We start from the raw sequence: 16,895 nt of genomic DNA on the forward strand, positions 1-16,895 counted from the left end.
ACCGTCATGACCCCCGTAGTCCCGGTAGCCCCCGTAGTCCCCGTAACCCTCGCCGACACCGTGCACCTGCGCCCGTGGCGCTCGAACGATGTCGACGAACTCGGGCGAGCCGGCGCGCACTTCTCGCCGAACGCACTCGCCGCGCGATTCGGCGCCGCGAGTACCACGATCCCCGACTGGTATCGGGCCCACATCATCCAGGCCCGGGCACACGGCAGGTGGAATGCGTGTGTGGCCCACAGCGGGGGCCGCATCGTGGGCTGGGCGGAGTACGGACTCGACGACGAGCCCGGTCACGCCGACATCGCCGCCCTGGTCGGCGACCGGTACCAGGGGCACGGCCTCGGCACCCGGTTGGTCGGGCAGGTCGCGTCCCTGGCCGGGGCGGCCGGGGTACGCGTCCTGCACGCCCAGATCCGGGTCGACAACCGGGGCGCGCGCAAGGCGCTGTACGCGGCGTTTCCGAACCTGCGCTACACGGAACTGCAGGACGGCCAGTGGCACTTCGCCGTGGACCTGGCGCACGCCGTGGATCTGGCGCACGCCGTCGACCTGCCGCACGCCTCGAACCGGCCGGGCCCGATCAGCCCCGCTCAGCGACCGCCCTCCTCGCCCCGCACCTGATGCGGGCCGACCGCCCCCGCGACGGCCGACCCGGTCGGTGGCTTGATCCCGTTGGTGGTGCCGGTCGTCGGCCGTCCCGTGCCGGGTGGCTTGACGCCGTTGGTGCGCCCGGTGGGTGTACTGCCGTGCGCCGACCGGGTGTTGCCCTCGGGCCGGTCGCCGTGGCGTCGGGGCGGCTCCGTCGATTCCTTGGGCTCCCCCGAATCCCGGAAGTCCGTGGCCGATCGCCCCAGTTCCCCGTTGTCCCCGTTCATGTTCGTTCGCTCTCCTCGATTCCCGCGAACCGTGCGATCGCTCGGGCCCTGTCTTCCGAGCGACCGCCCCCCGATCCGGTTGATTCCTGGCCTCGCGGGTGTTGTCGGAAATAGCCGAGTGACAACACACCACATAGTCAGATACGTACCGGGGCCTCGAACGGTTCGGCGTTCGCGGGACGAGATTTGCGCGGACGGGATGTGCGATCCGACGCGTCAGGTCGTCGGCGTCACCTTCGCCAGACCCGCCGGAGCATCCGGGTTCGCCCCTCGGCGCAGGGCGAACGTGCGGGCCAGATTCTGCAGATGCACGGTGGTGGCGATGGCCCGGGCGGCTTCCGTACGCAGGCCGCCGAGTTCGGGGGCCACCGTCGCGTGCGGGATGCCGTCGGCGACCAGGCGCTCGCGCAGTTGGGCGATGTCGGACGCGGTGGGGCCGCCCAGATCGATCAGCAGGACCGGAACGCGGGCGCCCAGTGCGGCGATCGGGCCGTGCAGCAGGTCGGCGACCGAGATGCCCTCGGCGAATACGCCGGAGGTCTCGCGGATCTTGAGCGCCCCCTCCAACGCCACCGCGCCGCCGAGGCCCCGGCCGGCCACGACCAGGCGGTCGTGGTGCGCCCAGTCGGCGGCGAGCCTCTCGCACGCGTCGGCGTCGGCCAGCACCCGGCGTACCGCGTCGGGGAGTTCGGCCAGGTCGGCAAGATCGGCGACGGTCGGCGGCAGCGGGCCGAGGGCGAGCGCGATGCCGACCACGGCCAGGAGTTGGGCGGTGACGGTCTTGGTCGCCGGGACCGCGATCTCGGTGCCGGCGTCGGTGGCGACCAGGACGTCGGCCTCGGCGGCGAGCAGGCTGTCCGCCTCGTTGGTGATCGCCACGACCCTGGCGCCCTGTTCGCGCGCGGCCCGGACCGCCGTGACGATCTCGGGGGTGCGGCCCGACTGGCTCAGCGCGGTGACCAGGTAGCCGGAGTAGTCGGTGCGCGCGCCGTAGCGGGTCACCAGGCTGGGCGCGGCCAGGCCCGCCGGGCGACCGGACGCCGGCTCGTACAGGTAGCGGCCGAACACGGCGGCGTTGTCCGAGGATCCGCGCGCGATCAGCGTCGACCCGAGCAGCGGTGTGGGCAGCGCGGCCCGAACGGCCTCGCCGAGTTCGGGCAGGCGGGCGACCAACCGGCCCAGCACGTCGGGCTGTTCGGCCATCTCGGCGGCCATCACGGCCCCGGGGACGGTGGGGTGGTCGGTGGTCGGCGTGCCGGGGGTTGCGGGGGTCATGGCGTTGGTCCCTTCGGTCGGCTTCGCTTCGGTCGGCTGTGCTTGGGTCGGCCTTGCTTCGGTCGGCTTTGCTGGGGTCCGCGCTGGGTCGATCGGTTCGGGAAGGGCGGTTCGGGGGGTCGGGCTCATCGCGTGACCAGCGCCCACTTCGGGCGTTCGCCGCGGGCGATGTCCCAGGCCAGGGCGGCGGCGCCACGCAGCGCGCCGTCGTGGATGTGCCGCGCCGCGACGATCACCTCGTCCGGGGCGGCGGCGCCGGGCGCGTACTTGGCGACGAAGCCGCGCAGTACGTCGAGGACCCGGTCGGCCGCGGCCATCAACCCGCCGCCGAGGGCGATCCGGGTCGGGTCCAGGGCCAGGTACAGGTTGAGCACATGGCCCGCGAGCACGTCGAGCGCCTGGTCGGCGACCGCGCGCAGCCGGGGATCGGCGGAGGTCAGGATCGCCGCCGCGTCGGGGGCCGGGCCGGTGCCGCCGAGCGCGTACAGGGCCTGCGTGCGGGCCAGCAACGGACCGCCGCCGATCAGCGATTCCAGGTCCGGCTCGTCCGGGCGGCCGGGCGCCAACGCGTAGCCGATCTCGCCGGCCACGCCCCGCGCGCCGCCCACGACCCGGCCGCCGACGGTGAGCGCGGCGGCCACGCCCGTACCCAGATTGACGAACAACCCCGGATCGGCGTCGACGAGCGCACCGGAGCGCACCTCGGCCAGCCCCGCCGCCTTGACGTCGTTGGCCACCACCACCGGCAGCGCCCCGAACGCCTCCCGGGCCCGGCCCAGGACGTCCACCCGCTCGATGCCGGGCAGGTTCGGCGACAGCTCCACCCCGGCCGCGGTCACCGTCCCCGGACACACCAGGCCCACGGCCACCACCTCGTGCCGCCCGCCCCGGGTCGCCGCCGCGACCTGATCCCGGGCCGCCCCGAGCAGCCGATCGAACGCGCGCCCCATGTCCTCACCGGGAACGCGCGTGGGCACCCGCCGTCCGGCCGACATCACCCCGGCGGCATCGATCGTGGCCATCGCGGTCTTGGTGCCGCCGATGTCCAGCGCGACTATCGCACGCGCACCACGTGTCACGACGCGTCCTCCACGACCCGCGCCTCCGCGTCGTACCTGCTCCCCCACACCGGCGCCCCCCCGGCCGTGTGCAGCCCGGCGACCGCCTGGGTGCGCCCTCGCGTGACGAACGCCTGCGGCCGGAAGCACATCACCACCGTGTCGCCCGGATGGATGTCCAGACGCCGGGCGTCGCGCAGCACCGTGTAGTAGTGGATCGCCCCATCGGGGGCGGTATCCACGCGCGCCACCCGTTCGGTCGCGGTCGCCGCGTCCCGGCCGACCAGGGCGGTGAGTCGGAAGTCGCCGAGGACCTTGTCGATGTAGTGCCCGGCGGCGAACGCGTACGCGTCGTCCCCGTCCACGTGCGAGACCTCGGTCACGTACACGATCGCCGGCTGCTCGGGGGCGTCCTCGGAGAACACGTGCAGCGGCGTGGTCCCGTGGATCGCGTTGCCCGGCTCGACGTGCGTGGCCCCGGCGTCGGCGGCGATGGCCAGCGAGCGGGCCGAGGTGGTGCCGGGTGCGTTGACCTGGCGGATGTCGAACCCGGCCGCGCGCAGGCGGTCGGCGGCCGTGACCAGCGTGGTCAGGTTCGGGGTGGCGGCGATCCGCCGGTTGTCCGGGTCGGCGAGCAGGGCCGGGAACGTGGTGACGCCGTGTACCGCAACGCCCTCGATGGCATGCACCGCCCGTGCGGCGGCCTCCACGTCGGCGGCCGGGAAGCCGCCGCCGTGGCCGAAGTAGAACCGGTCCCCCTCGCCGTGCACCCGCAGCAGCACCGACACGGGCGGGCCGCCCCGACGCAGCGCCGCCGCGCCGATGCGGCGCGCGGCGTCGAGCGAGAACACGGTGACCACCTCGGGGTCGGCGCCGACCACGAAGTCCTCGCTGCCCCGGTGCGGTTGCACGAGGTGCCCGATGTGGCCGACCGGGAGTCCGTGACGCACCGCCGCCGAGACGCAGGCGGTGTCCACCGCGACGACGGGACCGAGGCCGGCCTCGATCGCGGTGCGGGTCACGTCGGGGTTGCGCCCGTACTGCTTGGCCATCACGTAGGTGGACAACCCGCGCGCCCGGGCCGCGTCGGCGATGGCGGCGGCGTTGCGGGCCACCGTGTCCAGGTCCACCACGTAGGTGTTGGCGAGCAGTTCGCCGGCCTGATGGGCCGTCACGACGGCGTCGATCAGGGGGCGGTTGTGGGCGAGCAGTCGGTCCAGGAACATCGGGTCTCCTTGGCGCGGGCGGGCGCGGGCGGGATGCGGGCAGCTGAGCGGTGTACGGATCAGGTCCGGCCGGTCGACACCGGCACCACCCCCGTCGACGCGGTCCGGGACGACCCGGTCGAGGCGTCGGTCGCGCCCGACGTGTCGTCACCCGGTTCGTCCTCGAACACCCGTCCCATCGCGGCCAATACCTCCGGTCGCGAGCGGTGTGCCCACACCAGATACGCGGCGCCGAGCACCATCCAGCCGACGATCACGTACGGCACGAGGTTGTTCGGATGATCCGGCACCGGCCACAGCTGGCCGTAGATCGGCAACAGCATCAGCAGCACCGTCGCGCCCGGCAGGATCCCGTGCCGCAACAGGGCGAACTCGCCCCGGTGTTCGCGCAGGTAGAACCGGATCACCGCGATGCTCATCAGGATGTAGATGATCACCATGCCGAGTCCGAGAATGGTGCCGGCGAACCCGTACACGCCCAGCGGACCGAGGTCGCCGCCGAAGCCGCTGCCCAGGGCCAGCGCGAACACGAGGGAGAAGCCCAAGTACGCGGTGATCGCCGACTGCGGCACGTGGCGCTCGTTGGTGCGGCCGAGGAAGCGCGGCAACACCCCCTCGCGGCCCATCGAGAACAACACCCGCACGGCCGCGTTCGAGCCGGAGACGACGTTGGCGAACTGGCTGACGATCACGGTCAGCGCGAGGATCCAGGTGACGCCCCAGTAGCGGTCGACCAGCGTGGTCAGCGGCGCGGCGTCGCCGGCCAGGTCCGAGCCGTGCGCGGAGCCGAAGCCGATCGAGGTCGAGTAGGCCATCAGTACGTAGAAGGTGCCGATCACCGCGACGGCCGTGAACAGCGCGAGCGGGATGCTGCGCTTGGCGCCGCGCGCCTCCTCGCCGAGGGTGGCCACCGACTCGAAGCCGATGAACATCAGGATGCCCCAGAGCATGCCGGTACCCAGGCCGCTGAACCCGTCGATGGAGTCGGCCGGGTTGAACGGCGCCACCGACAGGCCCGAGTCGCCGCCGTCGCCGAGGATCACCCCGGCCAGGCCGAGCAGTACGCCGACCTCCAGGACCAGGAAGATCAGCGCGGTCTTGGCCGAACTGGACACCCCGAGCGAGTTGACGCCCCACACCACGGCGGCGAACGCCAACGACATCACCTGCCACGGCACGCGGATGTCGAACTGGCTGTCCAGGAAGTCGTGGCTGTACCCGCCGAGCGCGGCGAACAACATCGGCCCGACCATGCCGTAGGTGAGCAGCAGCAGCCACCCGGACAGGAAGCCGCCGGACTTGCCGAACCCGTGGCTGTTGTAGGTGTAGGCGAACCCGGCCGCCGGGAGCTTGCGGGCGAACGCGGCGATGGTGTTGGCCACCAGGAGGCTGGCGACCATGGCCAGCACGATGGCGAGCGGCAGCGCGTACCCGGCGCCGGCCGCGGCGGGCGGCGTGTTGAACGCGACGCTGGTGGCGGGGCCCATGAAGGCCATACACATGGCGACGGCGCCGAACACCGACAGCGTGTTGCGGCGGAGCGACCCGCCTTTCGGGTTCGGACTCGCGGGCGGCGAGGGCAGTGCGGTGGACATGGGTGGTACTCCAGGCGGTTCGGTGGGGCGGGACGGGCCCCGGAGGTGCGGGGAGGGTGGGGACGCGCGCCTGTGGGGTGGGGGTCGGGCTCAGTGCGCCCGTGGCGTCAGCAATGCCGCGAGGTCGAGGTCGGCTCGGACCGCCGCCGCCGCGTCGGGCGCGACATCGAAGCGCACGCGCAATGCGGTAAGGCCGCGCGACACCGCGCCCAACGCGCCTGCCAGGTCGGCCAGTTCGGAGTGCACCAGCTCGGGGCAGGCGGGCAATCGTCGGCGTACCCGCTCGCGTAGCCGGGTGGTCATCGCGGCGTCGATGGAGGCGGAGACCCGGCCGCCGAGGACGACCAGTTCGGGCTCGTATGCGATGGTGACCGCGGTCAGCGCGATGCCGAGGGCGCACTCGAAGCGTTCGACCACGGCGCGGGCGGCCGGCGCGGTATCGGTGAAGACGTCGGCGGCGGTGGCCACGTCGAGGCCGGCCTCGCGGGCGGCACGCATCAGGCCCTCGGCGCCGACCAGTTCCTCCACGGTGTGGTCGTCGGAGTCGACGGGTAGGAAGCCGAACTCGCCGACCAGGCCGGTCGGTCCGCCCCGGATGTGCCGATCCACGGCCACACCCGCGCCGAAGCCTGCACCGACCGTGAACATCACGGCAGTGTCGGCGGTGCGCGCGGCGCCGTGCCGGAGTTCGCCCTCCAGGGCGAGGTCGGCGTCGTTGCCGAACGCGACGGTGCCCTCCAGGGCGCGGCGCAGCCGGCGGGTGAACAGGTCGCCCTCGATCTGCGGGAGGTTGGTCGCGCCGCGTACCTCCAGCCCATCGGCCGCGACCGCTCCGGGCAGACCTATCACGCCCGCGCGCAGCACATCGGGCGCGGCGCCGGGCCGGGTGGTGTCGGACCCGGCGGCGGGCCCGGCGGTGGCGTACAGCGCGCGGACCCGCTCGGCGAGCCAGTCCGCGAGGTGATCGGCGGCGAGGTGTCGGGGCGTGGGCTCCTCGTGGTAGCGCGGCGAGCGGCCGAGCAGGTCGGTGGCCAGGAACCGGCAGGTGGTTCCGCCGAGGTCGACGCCGACCGCGACACCGCGTTCCGCGGCGACCTCGATCACCACACCCTGGCGACCCCGCCGGCCGGTCTGGAGCACGGCGCCCTCACGGACGAGGCCCTCGTCCAGCAGCCCTTCGACCACCCGGGACACGGTGGCGGCGCTGAGCCCGGTCTGCTGGGTGAGGCCCGCGCGACTGTGCTGCCCACCGGCCAGCAGCACCGCGAGCAGGCTGGAACGGTTGGCCCATCGGGCATCCGCCGTCTCCGCCATGTTCACCTCTCAGAGTGAAAATATTTCAGAGTGAGAGAAAATTAAGCCCGGAGAAGGGAGGTGTCAAGGGTCCATCAAGACGGCCCCAAATCAGGACAACAGTGAGCATGCATCCGACAACTCCCCGCACCCCCGCGGACCGCGGGGGCACGCGTCAGCCGGGTCCGTCCGCGGATGCGGTGAGTCGGCTCGGGCGCCGGGCCTCCGCCGTGATCCCCGCATCGATCTCCGCCGCGGTCCGGGCGCCGGCACCGCCGAACGCGTAAAAGGCGAGACCGAGTTCTCCGAGCGCCACGGGGAGCAGTTCGTGCACGTCACGAACCGCCTCGGCGCGCGTACAGACAGCCGGGATCCGCAGGCCGGGGCTGTCGAGCCCCGCGACGAGCGCGACACAGGCCGCGTCGACGACGTCGATCCCGAGATCTCGCCGCGCTCCGGAGCGCCACGCGCCCATGCTTCGCTCGACGGGGCGCCCCCGTCGAGCCGATTTCGTCGACGCGGAACCTACGGCTGGAAGGTGTACCCCCGGCCCTGGCCCCACCGCACCGCCGCGGCGGCGATGGCGTGGCTGAAGCGGTAGTCGTCGGTCAGGGTCTTCAGGGTCTCGGTCACGCCGTCGGTCAGGACGTCGCCGGCCTGCCACCTGGCCAGTAATTCACAGGCGGCGGTCAGGGTGCGGGCGTCCCAGGATCCGGAGCACGAGTGCACCATCAGCGACTCGCCGACCAGGTGCGGATCCTCGAAGGTCGAGAGCAGGAACGGGGACGCGGCCGGCACCGCCCCGCGCCGGAAGACGGCGGGCAGCGGGGTCCCCTGCGGGAGCCAGTACACGGTGCCGATGATCTCCCAGCGGCCGTGCCGACCCCGGCAGGCCGGGAGGTCGCCGGCCACCCACGAATCGTGTGCGCCGGTATCGAGCACGGTCGTCCCGTCCGCGCCCCGGACCGTGCCGTCGACCACGGGCCATGCCTCCCAGTACCGCGCCACCGAACTGCGCGTGTCGTCGATCGCCCCGTCGTCGCGGTTCACCCGCTCGGTGCGGTCGATGCGCTGGACGATGTACCCGGTCGCGCCCACGGGCGGCACCCAGCGGAAGCTGCGATCGAAGGCGCCGAACTCGTTCGAGGTGTCCACGGAGTTCACCGTCCCGAGAGCGAAGGCCGGCTCGTCCTCATCGTCATCGTCGTCGGCGGGCAGGAGCTTCGTGTGGGCCTCGGCTTCGAGTCGTTCGCGCTCGGCGGCAGTCATCGACAGAGCACCGGCGCCGACGCCGGTGGTCGTGGGTGCAGGTGCCGGGGGCGTCCCGGGCTTGGCCGACTCCTTGCCCTTCTTCTCCTTCTCCTCACGCGTCGTGCTCTCGCGCAGGGCGACCACGCGGCCGGATACGTCCCGCAGTTCGGCGTTCCCGCACGCCAGGCAGTAGCTGCTGCACCTCTCGTGCACGAAGACGTCCCGACAGGTCGGGCATTCGAACACCGAGCGATACTCCTCGTCGGAGTCCTCGACGAAGCGGCGCTCGCAGGAGTAACAGGTGCTGGAAGCGGTGAGTGGCATCGCCGATCCTTCCGCGCGTCCCCGAGCAGCCGAACGGATGCCCCTGGCCGGAACCTACTCGCGTCGACCCTCCCGGAGGGTCGGATCTGCCCGATTGCCCCAAGAAGTTTCGGGGACGTGGCGAATAGCCGGGTGGTTGGGTAACCCGCTTACGCAGCAGGGGAGTTGCCCCACCCCCGAGGCACCGAGCGGGCAGCCGAAGCATGTCTTCGGTCGGCCTTGCCGAGCGCACCTCGGGTCGAGCCGCCACTGCGGCCCTTGGGCCGGCCTTCGCGAACGGGACGCCGATCGCACGGCGCGGGCGGGCCTTCGGGCGGATCACCGGAGGGGCCTGCGGTCGGTTGCGCGCGTCCTCGCCGGCGGGCGGACTGCGGGAGCGGGTCTTTGGTTGCGTTCTGCGCGTTGGACTCTCGCCGCGTTGCGGGCTCGGGCCTGGGGCGGGCTGCGCGTGTGGGGCTTCGGTCGGGCCACGTGGGCAGAGATTTGGTTGGACTTCGCGGGTGGGGCGCCGGTCGGATGCGGGCCTGCGGGGGGCTGCGGGAGTGGGTTTTTGGATGCGTTTTGCGGGTGGGTCTTCCGGTGTGTTGCGGGGCTGGGCTTCGGGTGGGGTGCGTGTGTGGGATTCGGTGGGCTTTCGTGATGGGGCTTCGGGCGGCCTCTGGGGGCACGCGCTCGATTGGGTTCGGCGGGTGGGGTCGGTTGCGCTTTGTGCGCGGGGCGGCCGGGCACCGGCCGGTCGGCCGGGCACGAGCGCGCCCCGAGCGGCGGGTGGTGGGCCGGGGTTCGCTCGGGGCGGGTGGTGGCGGGCGCGGGGTCGGGCGGCTGCGGCGTCAGCCTTGCCGCCGGCCGCTCTCGAGGTAGATCCGCAGGTGGTCGAGGCCGCGTTCGAGGATGTCGCCGACGGCGAGGTCGGTGTCCGCGCCGGCTGCCCGGTGTCGGGTCAGGGCGTCCACCGACAACGCCTCGCCGCCTTTCTTGCCGCCGAACTGGGCCGAGTCGTGGACGCGCTCGCCCTCGACCGCGCCCGGGTCGAGCGGATCCCGGCCGTCCTCGACCATGACGGTGACGATGCTGTCGATGTCGCTGGGGCCGTCCTGGACGATGACGATGCCGGTGTACGGCGTACCGCGCACGGCCCACTCGATGCGGGTGCCGGGGCCGTCCCGGTCCAGGTCGACCTCGGCCGCGACGGATTGCGCGGCCTCACCGGCGGTCACCACGACCGCGTGGGCCGAGGTGGTCCGGACGGCGGTCACCGGCGGGAAGTATTCGGGGAGCCTGTCGGTATCCGACAAGACCATGTACGCCTGGTCGGTGGAGGCTGCGACCTGCACGGAACGCGTGTGAAGAACCATGCGCGTACTGCTATCCGTTCGACGGGCGTTCCATTCGCGATCACGGCGGCGCGGGCGCCGGAAGGCAGGGGCTCGGGCGGCGACACAACCGGACGCGACCGCCGCGATCCGGCTCGGCATCCGGGGTTGGGCAGACGTCCCGCCGAGACGCGTCGTCCGGGCGTTCGACCTCGGGCCATCGCCGGGCCTTCCGCGCACCCCACGCCTCCCGCGTCTTCGCCAGGCTTTCCTGACTTCCGCCTCTGCGCCGCGCCTGCCTCGCTTCGCCGGGCGTTCGGCCCGACGTTCGGCCCGGTTTCAGGCCCCACTCTCAGACCGGTTCAGGCGTGACTCGGGCCCGGTTCAGGCTCCGCCTTCGGACCGGCGCTCAACCGCGCCTTCACCCCGGCGCGCCCGCGCCGCCCACGCCGCCCAGGCCGCCCTCACCCCCTCGCGTCGCCGAGGGATTCCAGCAGCGCCCGTAGGCCGTCCGCGACGGCGGAGCGTTGTTTGGGGGTGAGCGCGGCGAGCAGGCGTTGTTCGGTTTCGATGTGTGCCGGCAGCACCTCGTCGATCAGTTCCCGGCCCGCGTCCGTGAGGGCGACCAATACGCTGCGGCCGTCCGACTCGTCGGCGCTGCGGGACACCAGGCCGCGCGCCTCCAGGCGGTCCAGCCGCTGGGTGATGGCGCCCGAGGTGACCATGGATGAGCGCATCAGCTCGGTGGGGCTCAGTCGATGCGGCGGCGGGTTGCGGCGCAGGGTCGCCAGTACGTCGAACGACGAGGCGTCGAGCCCGTGTTCGGCAAAGGTCCGGGTCAGCTCGATGCCGACCAGACGCGCGGCGCGGGACAGTCGGGCGAGCACCGCCATCGGTGACGCGTCCAGATCGGGGCGCTGCGTACCCCATTGCTCCAGCACAAGGTCGACGTGATCTGCCACGGCGTCAGGCTAGCCGAATCCGCCCGCCGAAGCGGCTCGCGACGCCCTCGCATTTACCTTAGCGCTGAGGTACATTTCCCTTAGCGTTAAGGAATCGATCGCACCCCGGAAAGGCACACCCCACCATGCGCATCACCGTATTCGGAGCAGCCGGCAGCGTAGGCAGCCGCGTCGTCTCCGAAGCCCTGTTCCGGGGCCACGAGGTCACCGCCGTGGTCCGCGACCGGGCCCGCTTCCCCGACCTGGATCCCCGCGCCGAAGCCCGGATCGGGGACGCCGCCCGCGCCGACGACGTCGCCGCCCTCGGCGCCGACCAGGACCTGGTGATCAGCGCCACCCGCCCACCCCACGGCAGCGAACGGGAGCTGGCCGCCACCGCCGAGGCGCTGCTGTCCGGCCTGGCCGGCACCGACGTACGGCTGTTGACCGTCGGCGGCGCGGGCAGCCTGCGCGTCCCGGGCGCAAGCGACACCATGGCGGTCGACGACCCGCGATTCGTCCCCACCGCGTGGCGCGGCATCGCCCTGGCCTGCAACGCCCAGTTCGACGTCTTCCGCGCCGACTCCGCGGTGAACTGGACCTACCTCAGCCCGCCGGCCCACCTGCAACCGGGCACCCGTACCGGAATCTTCCGCGTCGGCGGCGACGAACTCCTGGTCGACGACGACGGCGTCTCCGCGATCTCGATGGAGGACCTGGCCGTGGCCCTGGTCGACGAGGCGGAGAACCCGCGCCACCACCGCGCACGTTTCACGGTGGCGTACTGACATGGGCGGCGGAACGGTACGCCGGCGCCGGCGCAGCGACACGGGAACCGCGCCCGCCACGGTCGGGAGGATCGCCGCGGCGCGACCCTCCCGACCGCGGATCGGGTCGACCGCAGGCTCAGCCGGCCCGCAGCAGGGCACGCAACTCGGCGGTGTCGATGACGTCGGCCCGGGTCGGGAACACATGGTCGAGCAGGGCGCGATGGACCTCGGGATCCGGGTCGGCGACGCCGTCGGAGAGCACGTACAGCCGATAGTCGCGGTCGGCCGCGTCGACGACGGTGGACAACACGGCGCCGCCGGTACTGACACCGGCCACGACCAGGGTGTCGATACCGCGCTCGCGTAGGCGCCGATCCAGGTCGGTGGTGGACATCGCGCCGTAGCGCACCTTGCGGACCTCGATGTCGCCGTCGCGCGGAGCCAACCGGTGGTGGATGGCGACGGCGGGGTCCTCGTGGTGCATGAGCCGGTATCGGGCCACCGGCGCGAAGGACTTGTTCGCGGCGGGAATCGTGTCCCAGTCGGCCGCGGTGAAGCCGACCCGGACATGGGCGACGGTACCGCCGGCGGCCCGCACGTCGGAGATGATCCCTTCCATACGAGCGAGGAGCGCGGCGCGATGCCCGTACTCCTCTCCGTCGGGCAACGCGGCGAGGATGGCGGGCTGGTAGTCCAGCACGAGCAGGGCGGTCTGTACGGGGTCGAGCATGGTCACGCGGGGGTCTTCCCTTCCGACGATGCGTGGTCGCTGTGCGCCCGATCGGGCGCCGAGCCTGTCGGCGCCTGGTCGGCGGCTTCGTGGGGTGCCGGATCGCCGGCTTCAGGGCGCGCCGGTTCGATCGCTTCGCCGCCCGGCGGCTCCCCGCGCCCCGGGAGCAGCAGCGGGGTCGCCAGAAGCAATATCCCGGCGACGGCGATCGCGGTGCGGGTACCTGCGGCGGCGGCCAGTACGCCCGCCGACGCGGTCAGCACGGCGATGGAGGCGGTACTGCTGACCGACCACGCGGTCAGCGTGCGGGCGACCCGGTCGGGATCGGTGTGGTCCAGCCGATAGGTGGCCTGTACGGGATTGAACACACCGCAACAAGCCACCAATCCGAACTGCAGAACGATCACGAGCACCATCCCGGAAACCCCGGGCCGCACGAACGCCAGCCCCACCGGCCAGCACGCGCGCAACACCCCGGACACGAGCAACACCTCACGCCGCCCGAACCGCGCCACGAGTCGCCGCGCCAACCGGGCACCGACCAGCCCACCCACACACGGAGCGGCGAACATCAGCCCGTACTGCCACGGTTCGAACCCGAGGGGACCCAACAGGAGTACGGCGAGCAGCGGCTCACCGGCCATGATCAACCCGTTGACCACGACCGTATTGAAGAACAGCGGCCGCAATACCGGATGACCGAGGATGTAGCGCCACCCGTCGAGCAGATCACCGGCCCGCAACCGGGGCGCACCGCTCCGCTCGGGAGGCGTCTCCGTACCGCCGATGGCACGAATCCCCAGCGCCGACAACAGATAGCTGACCGCGTCGGCCAGCACGGTCGTCACGGGACCGAAGTACCCGATCGCGGCCCCACCGAGCGGCGGCCCGACCGTGATCGCGGTCCAACTCGTGGACTCGAACCGGCTGTTCGCAACGAGCAGGTCTGCCGGCGGCAGCAGCGACTTCAGATACGCCCCGCTCGCCGCCTTGAACGCGATATCGGCGGCGGCCACGACCACCGAAACCACGAGAAGTTGTACAAAACTCAGCCGCCCGAACGCGAACGCAGCCGGAATGCTCGTCAGCGCCGCGAACCGAACCAGGTCCATCGCCACCATGACCGACCGCTTGCGGCGAAACTCCACCCAGGGCCCGAGCGGCACCGCGATCACCGCCCCCACCACCCGCCCGGCAGCCGCCAACACCGCCACCTGAGCCGGCCCCGAGTGCAACACGAGCACCGCAATCAGCGGAAACGCCCCGAATCCGAACGCCGTCCCATACGCACTTACGGCATAGGCCCCCCAGAGCCACCCGAACCCGCGCCCCAAATCCCGCCCACCCACCACCCGCACCCACCCCTCACCACCCGAACTCCCGAGCACCAACTCCAGACATCAAAGCGACCAACGATCCCCGACTTCAAACAACAACCCAGCACCCACCCCACAACCAAAGGTTGTACACCGAGCCCCACCTACCCACCCACCACACCCACCACCGACCGGCCCACACGCGGAGCAACGTCCGGCATCCGACCAGGGGCGGCGTCAAAAGACCACGGTGACCTTGCCTTCCAGGCCACCCCGGAGGAACCGCTCATGGGCGGCCCGGACTTCTTGGAGCCCGAAGCAGGAGGAGTGGACACGCACACGCAACGATCCGCTGTCGACGAGCTCGGCCAACTCGTTCAGTCCTTCGCCGTCCTCGCGCACCTGGTTGACCGTGGTCCGGACACCGCGCGGACAGGTCCGGGACCGGGCCCGCTTGGGTGGCGATCGACGCATACCGGCCGCCGTCCCCGGCTGGGGCTCGGGAGCCTCGACGATGCCGAGGACATCAGGGGGACCGAAACGATCGATCTGTATGGCGCGCACGAAAGGGCCTTGCACACCGGGGATGCCGACAGCAGGGCCCAACACCCTTGTCAATCCAGGGATTCCCGTCGTCGAAGCGCCCCGCCCGACGGCCACGCACGTGCCGGCCGCGACTCGGGTTCCGACCGCGGCTCGGGTTCCGGGTGCGACCGGGTCCATCCGCCGCGGCCCCACCACGACCCGCCGGACAGGCCATAGCATGCGCCGGGGACGGCGCGGCCGACCCCGGCGGCTTGCGCGTTGGGCGGGGCGTGCTCGGCTCTCGGTGGGTATCACCCGGGCGGCGAGGGAGTGTCGGTGGCTGTGTGGCTCCTTCGGCCGGCCGACACGTCGAGCAACCGGGAGCGCCGTCATGGATTTTGAATTCGACGAGGATCAGCGGCTTTTTCGGGAGACCTTGCGGGAGTTCGTGGAGCGGGAGATCATGCCCGTCGCGATCGAGTGGGAGCATTCCGGGCGGTATCCGGGCGAGATCGTGGCCGGGATGCGTCGGCTCGGGTTGTTCGGGATCACTGTGCCCGAGGAGTTCGGCGGACTCGATCTGGACAAGGTTTCCTACGCGCTCGTCTTCGAGGAGATCTCGCGGGGCTGGATGGGCGTCGCCGGGATCCTCGGCACACACTCGCTCGCCTGTGCGATGATCGCCCGCGACGGAACGGCCGGGCAACGGGCCCACTTTCTCCCCCGGATGGCCGACGGCGAGTGGCGCAGCGGGATCGCGCTCACCGAACCGGACGCCGGCTCCGATCTCCAGGGCATCCGGACCACCGCCCGCCGCAACGGCGACGCCTATGTGGTCACCGGCGCCAAGACCTGGATCACCAACGCCCGGCACGCCGCCGTACTCCCCGTCCTGGTGAAGACCGACCCCGCCGCCGTGCCGCCGCACGAGGGCATGAGCGTGCTGCTCGTCGAGACCGACCGGCCCGGCTTCGAGGTGGTCCGGGATCTGCCCAAGCTCGGCTATCGGGGTACCGAGACCTGCGAGTTGCGGTTGGACGGGGTCCGCGTACCCGCCGACAACCTCCTCGGCGGCGTCGAGGGCCGAGGACTCCGGCAGGCCCTGCGCGCGCTGGAGATCGGGCGGATCAACATCGCCGCACGGTCGGTCGGCATCGCGCAGGCGGCCTACGATGCCGCGCTGGCGTACAGCCGACAGCGGCATGCATTCGGGCAGGCGATCTCGGACTTCCAGGCGATCCGGCTCAAGCTCGCCGACATGGCCACCGACCTCCAAGCCGCGCGCCTGCTCGTCTACTGGGCGGCCGTCCGCGCCGACTCCGGCAATCGGGTGGATCTGGAGACCGGCATGGCCAAGACGTTCGCCTCCGAGGTCGCGATCAAGAACTCCCTGGAGGCCATGCGCGTACACGGCGGCTACGGCTACTCCACCGAGTTCGTGGTCGAACGTCTGTACCGAGACGCCGTCCTGATGAGCATCGGCGAGGGCACGAACGACATCCTGCGCACGCTCGTGGCCGGCCGACTCGTCGACGGCAAGGGCCGCATCGGCTGACCATCGGCCGCCGCCCGCCGCCCGCCGTACGCTCCACGCCACCGGCCACGCCCGGCCGCCCCGCCCCGCCACGCCCGCCACGCCGCCACGGCCACCCCCGCCCAAGGAGCGCACCCCTTGCCCCACCCCCCGCCAACCCCCCGCCCCATCGCCGTCTTCGATCTCGACGGCACCCTCGTCCGAGGCGACTCCTTCACCCACTTCACCCGCGCCCTGCTGCGCCGCTCCCTCTGGCGCGCCGTCGCCGCGACCCTGTGCGTACCGATACTCGCCCCCCTGTACGCCCTCCACCCCACCCGCCGCCGCGCCTTCGCCCTGCTCCTGCGACTCGCCACCATCGGCCTGCCCCCGCACCGATTCGCCGCCCTTGCAACGGAGTTCGCCACCGAGCGCACATCCGACGGCAACCGAATCCCGCACACCCTCGACCGCGCCCGAGCCCACCTCGTCGCCGGCGACCGCGTCGTGATCGCGACGTCCTGCGCCGAACCCCTCGCCGCCGCCATCTGCCGCGAACTCGGCCTGGCCCCGGTGGACGTGGTCGCCTCCCGGCTCACCGCGAGCCGAACCGGCATGCGACCGCTGCCGGCGTGCCGGGGCGTCCGCAAGGTCGAGCGGATCCGCGCGGCCGGCATCACCGGCCCGATCACCCACGCCTACACGGACAGTTCCGTCGACCTCCCCCTGCTGACCGCCGCCGCCCACCGCTATCTGATCGACCCCTCCCCCACCCACCTCAGCCGGATCCACACCCATCTCGGCGCCACCTACGTGGTGTTGCGCTCCACCGAACCGTCCGCGCCGTAGCGCGAATCGCAACGCCCCCCGACCGCCCGGCGCCATCG

Annotated in this window: 17 protein-coding genes; 4 read left to right on the forward strand and 13 right to left on the reverse strand. The window is 72.2% G+C overall.

Going from position 1 to position 16,895, the window contains the following annotated elements; translation table 11 throughout:
• Positions 1 to 6 precede the first annotated feature (6 nt).
• Positions 7 to 624, forward strand: coding sequence for an N-acetyltransferase family protein (locus ACWGR4_RS20935; RefSeq protein ID WP_452128682.1), 618 nt, complete (start codon positions 7 to 9; stop codon positions 622 to 624).
• Here the strand turns inward: ACWGR4_RS20935 and ACWGR4_RS20940 are convergent.
• The 10 genes from ACWGR4_RS20940 to ACWGR4_RS20985 form a co-directional block, all read right to left on the reverse strand.
• The gene (locus tag ACWGR4_RS20940) at positions 594 to 878 is read right to left on the reverse strand and encodes a hypothetical protein (RefSeq protein WP_452128683.1); all 285 of its coding nucleotides are present in this window, start codon (positions 876 to 878) and stop codon (positions 594 to 596) included. The genes ACWGR4_RS20935 and ACWGR4_RS20940 overlap by 31 nt on opposite strands.
• 216 nt (positions 879 to 1,094) lie before the next feature.
• On the reverse strand, positions 1,095 to 2,153 hold the full coding sequence (locus ACWGR4_RS20945) for an SIS domain-containing protein (protein WP_452128684.1): 1,059 nt from the start codon (positions 2,151 to 2,153) through the stop codon (positions 1,095 to 1,097).
• A gap of 125 nt (positions 2,154 to 2,278) precedes the next feature.
• The gene (locus ACWGR4_RS20950) at positions 2,279 to 3,232 is read right to left on the reverse strand and encodes an ROK family protein (protein ID WP_452128685.1); all 954 of its coding nucleotides are present in this window, start codon (positions 3,230 to 3,232) and stop codon (positions 2,279 to 2,281) included.
• Complete coding sequence (locus ACWGR4_RS20955; protein WP_380004048.1) at positions 3,229 to 4,437, reverse strand: alanine racemase; 1,209 nt, start codon at positions 4,435 to 4,437, stop codon at positions 3,229 to 3,231. The genes ACWGR4_RS20950 and ACWGR4_RS20955 overlap by 4 nt, the downstream gene beginning before the upstream one ends.
• Before the next feature lie 59 nt (positions 4,438 to 4,496).
• On the reverse strand, positions 4,497 to 6,032 hold the full coding sequence (locus ACWGR4_RS20960; protein WP_452128686.1) for an APC family permease: 1,536 nt from the start codon (positions 6,030 to 6,032) through the stop codon (positions 4,497 to 4,499).
• A gap of 90 nt (positions 6,033 to 6,122) precedes the next feature.
• Positions 6,123 to 7,346, reverse strand: coding sequence for an ROK family transcriptional regulator (locus ACWGR4_RS20965; RefSeq protein WP_452128704.1), 1,224 nt, complete (start codon positions 7,344 to 7,346; stop codon positions 6,123 to 6,125).
• Between the two features lie 154 nt (positions 7,347 to 7,500).
• Entirely contained in the window at positions 7,501 to 7,800 is a 300-nt protein-coding gene (locus ACWGR4_RS20970) for a hypothetical protein (RefSeq protein WP_452128687.1), read from the reverse strand.
• 50 nt (positions 7,801 to 7,850) lie between these two features.
• A complete protein-coding gene (locus ACWGR4_RS20975) occupies positions 7,851 to 8,900 on the reverse strand; it encodes a hypothetical protein (protein WP_452128688.1) in 1,050 nt (349 codons plus the stop codon).
• A gap of 830 nt (positions 8,901 to 9,730) precedes the next feature.
• Complete coding sequence (locus ACWGR4_RS20980) at positions 9,731 to 10,255, reverse strand: SRPBCC family protein (protein WP_452128689.1); 525 nt, start codon at positions 10,253 to 10,255, stop codon at positions 9,731 to 9,733.
• A 422-nt stretch (positions 10,256 to 10,677) separates the two neighbouring features.
• Positions 10,678 to 11,175 carry a MarR family winged helix-turn-helix transcriptional regulator gene (locus tag ACWGR4_RS20985; RefSeq protein ID WP_380004043.1) on the reverse strand — a complete coding sequence of 166 codons (498 nt, stop codon included), beginning with the start codon at positions 11,173 to 11,175 and terminating at the stop codon, positions 10,678 to 10,680.
• Positions 11,176 to 11,300: 125 nt separating this feature from the next.
• Between ACWGR4_RS20985 and ACWGR4_RS20990 the strand changes: the two genes are divergently transcribed.
• Entirely contained in the window at positions 11,301 to 11,942 is a 642-nt protein-coding gene (locus ACWGR4_RS20990) for an NAD(P)-dependent oxidoreductase (RefSeq protein ID WP_452128690.1), read from the forward strand.
• Positions 11,943 to 12,060: 118 nt separating this feature from the next.
• On the opposite strand, the gene ACWGR4_RS20995 is transcribed toward ACWGR4_RS20990, so the two are convergent.
• The 3 genes from ACWGR4_RS20995 to ACWGR4_RS21005 all read right to left on the reverse strand — a co-directional run bounded on the left by ACWGR4_RS20995 (position 12,061) and on the right by ACWGR4_RS21005 (position 14,444).
• Positions 12,061 to 12,654: a cysteine hydrolase family protein gene (locus ACWGR4_RS20995; protein WP_452128705.1), complete on the reverse strand. Its 594-nt coding sequence runs from the start codon at positions 12,652 to 12,654 to the stop codon at positions 12,061 to 12,063.
• Between the two features lie 2 nt (positions 12,655 to 12,656).
• Positions 12,657 to 14,006: an MFS transporter gene (locus tag ACWGR4_RS21000; protein WP_452128706.1), complete on the reverse strand. Its 1,350-nt coding sequence runs from the start codon at positions 14,004 to 14,006 to the stop codon at positions 12,657 to 12,659.
• 201 nt (positions 14,007 to 14,207) lie between these two features.
• Positions 14,208 to 14,444, reverse strand: coding sequence for a zinc-binding dehydrogenase (locus tag ACWGR4_RS21005; protein WP_452128691.1), 237 nt, complete (start codon positions 14,442 to 14,444; stop codon positions 14,208 to 14,210).
• A 442-nt stretch (positions 14,445 to 14,886) separates the two neighbouring features.
• Here ACWGR4_RS21005 and ACWGR4_RS21010 point away from each other — a divergent pair, with 442 nt between their 5' ends.
• Together ACWGR4_RS21010 and ACWGR4_RS21015 are read left to right on the forward strand one after the other, a co-directional pair.
• Entirely contained in the window at positions 14,887 to 16,050 is a 1,164-nt protein-coding gene (locus tag ACWGR4_RS21010; protein WP_380004039.1) for an acyl-CoA dehydrogenase family protein, read from the forward strand.
• Positions 16,051 to 16,167: 117 nt separating this feature from the next.
• Positions 16,168 to 16,857 (forward strand): haloacid dehalogenase-like hydrolase, encoded by a 690-nt coding sequence (locus ACWGR4_RS21015; RefSeq protein WP_452128692.1) that lies wholly within the window; start codon positions 16,168 to 16,170, stop codon positions 16,855 to 16,857.
• The last annotated feature ends 38 nt before the right edge of the window (positions 16,858 to 16,895 follow it).

The organism is Embleya sp. NPDC055664 (assembly GCF_053618075.1).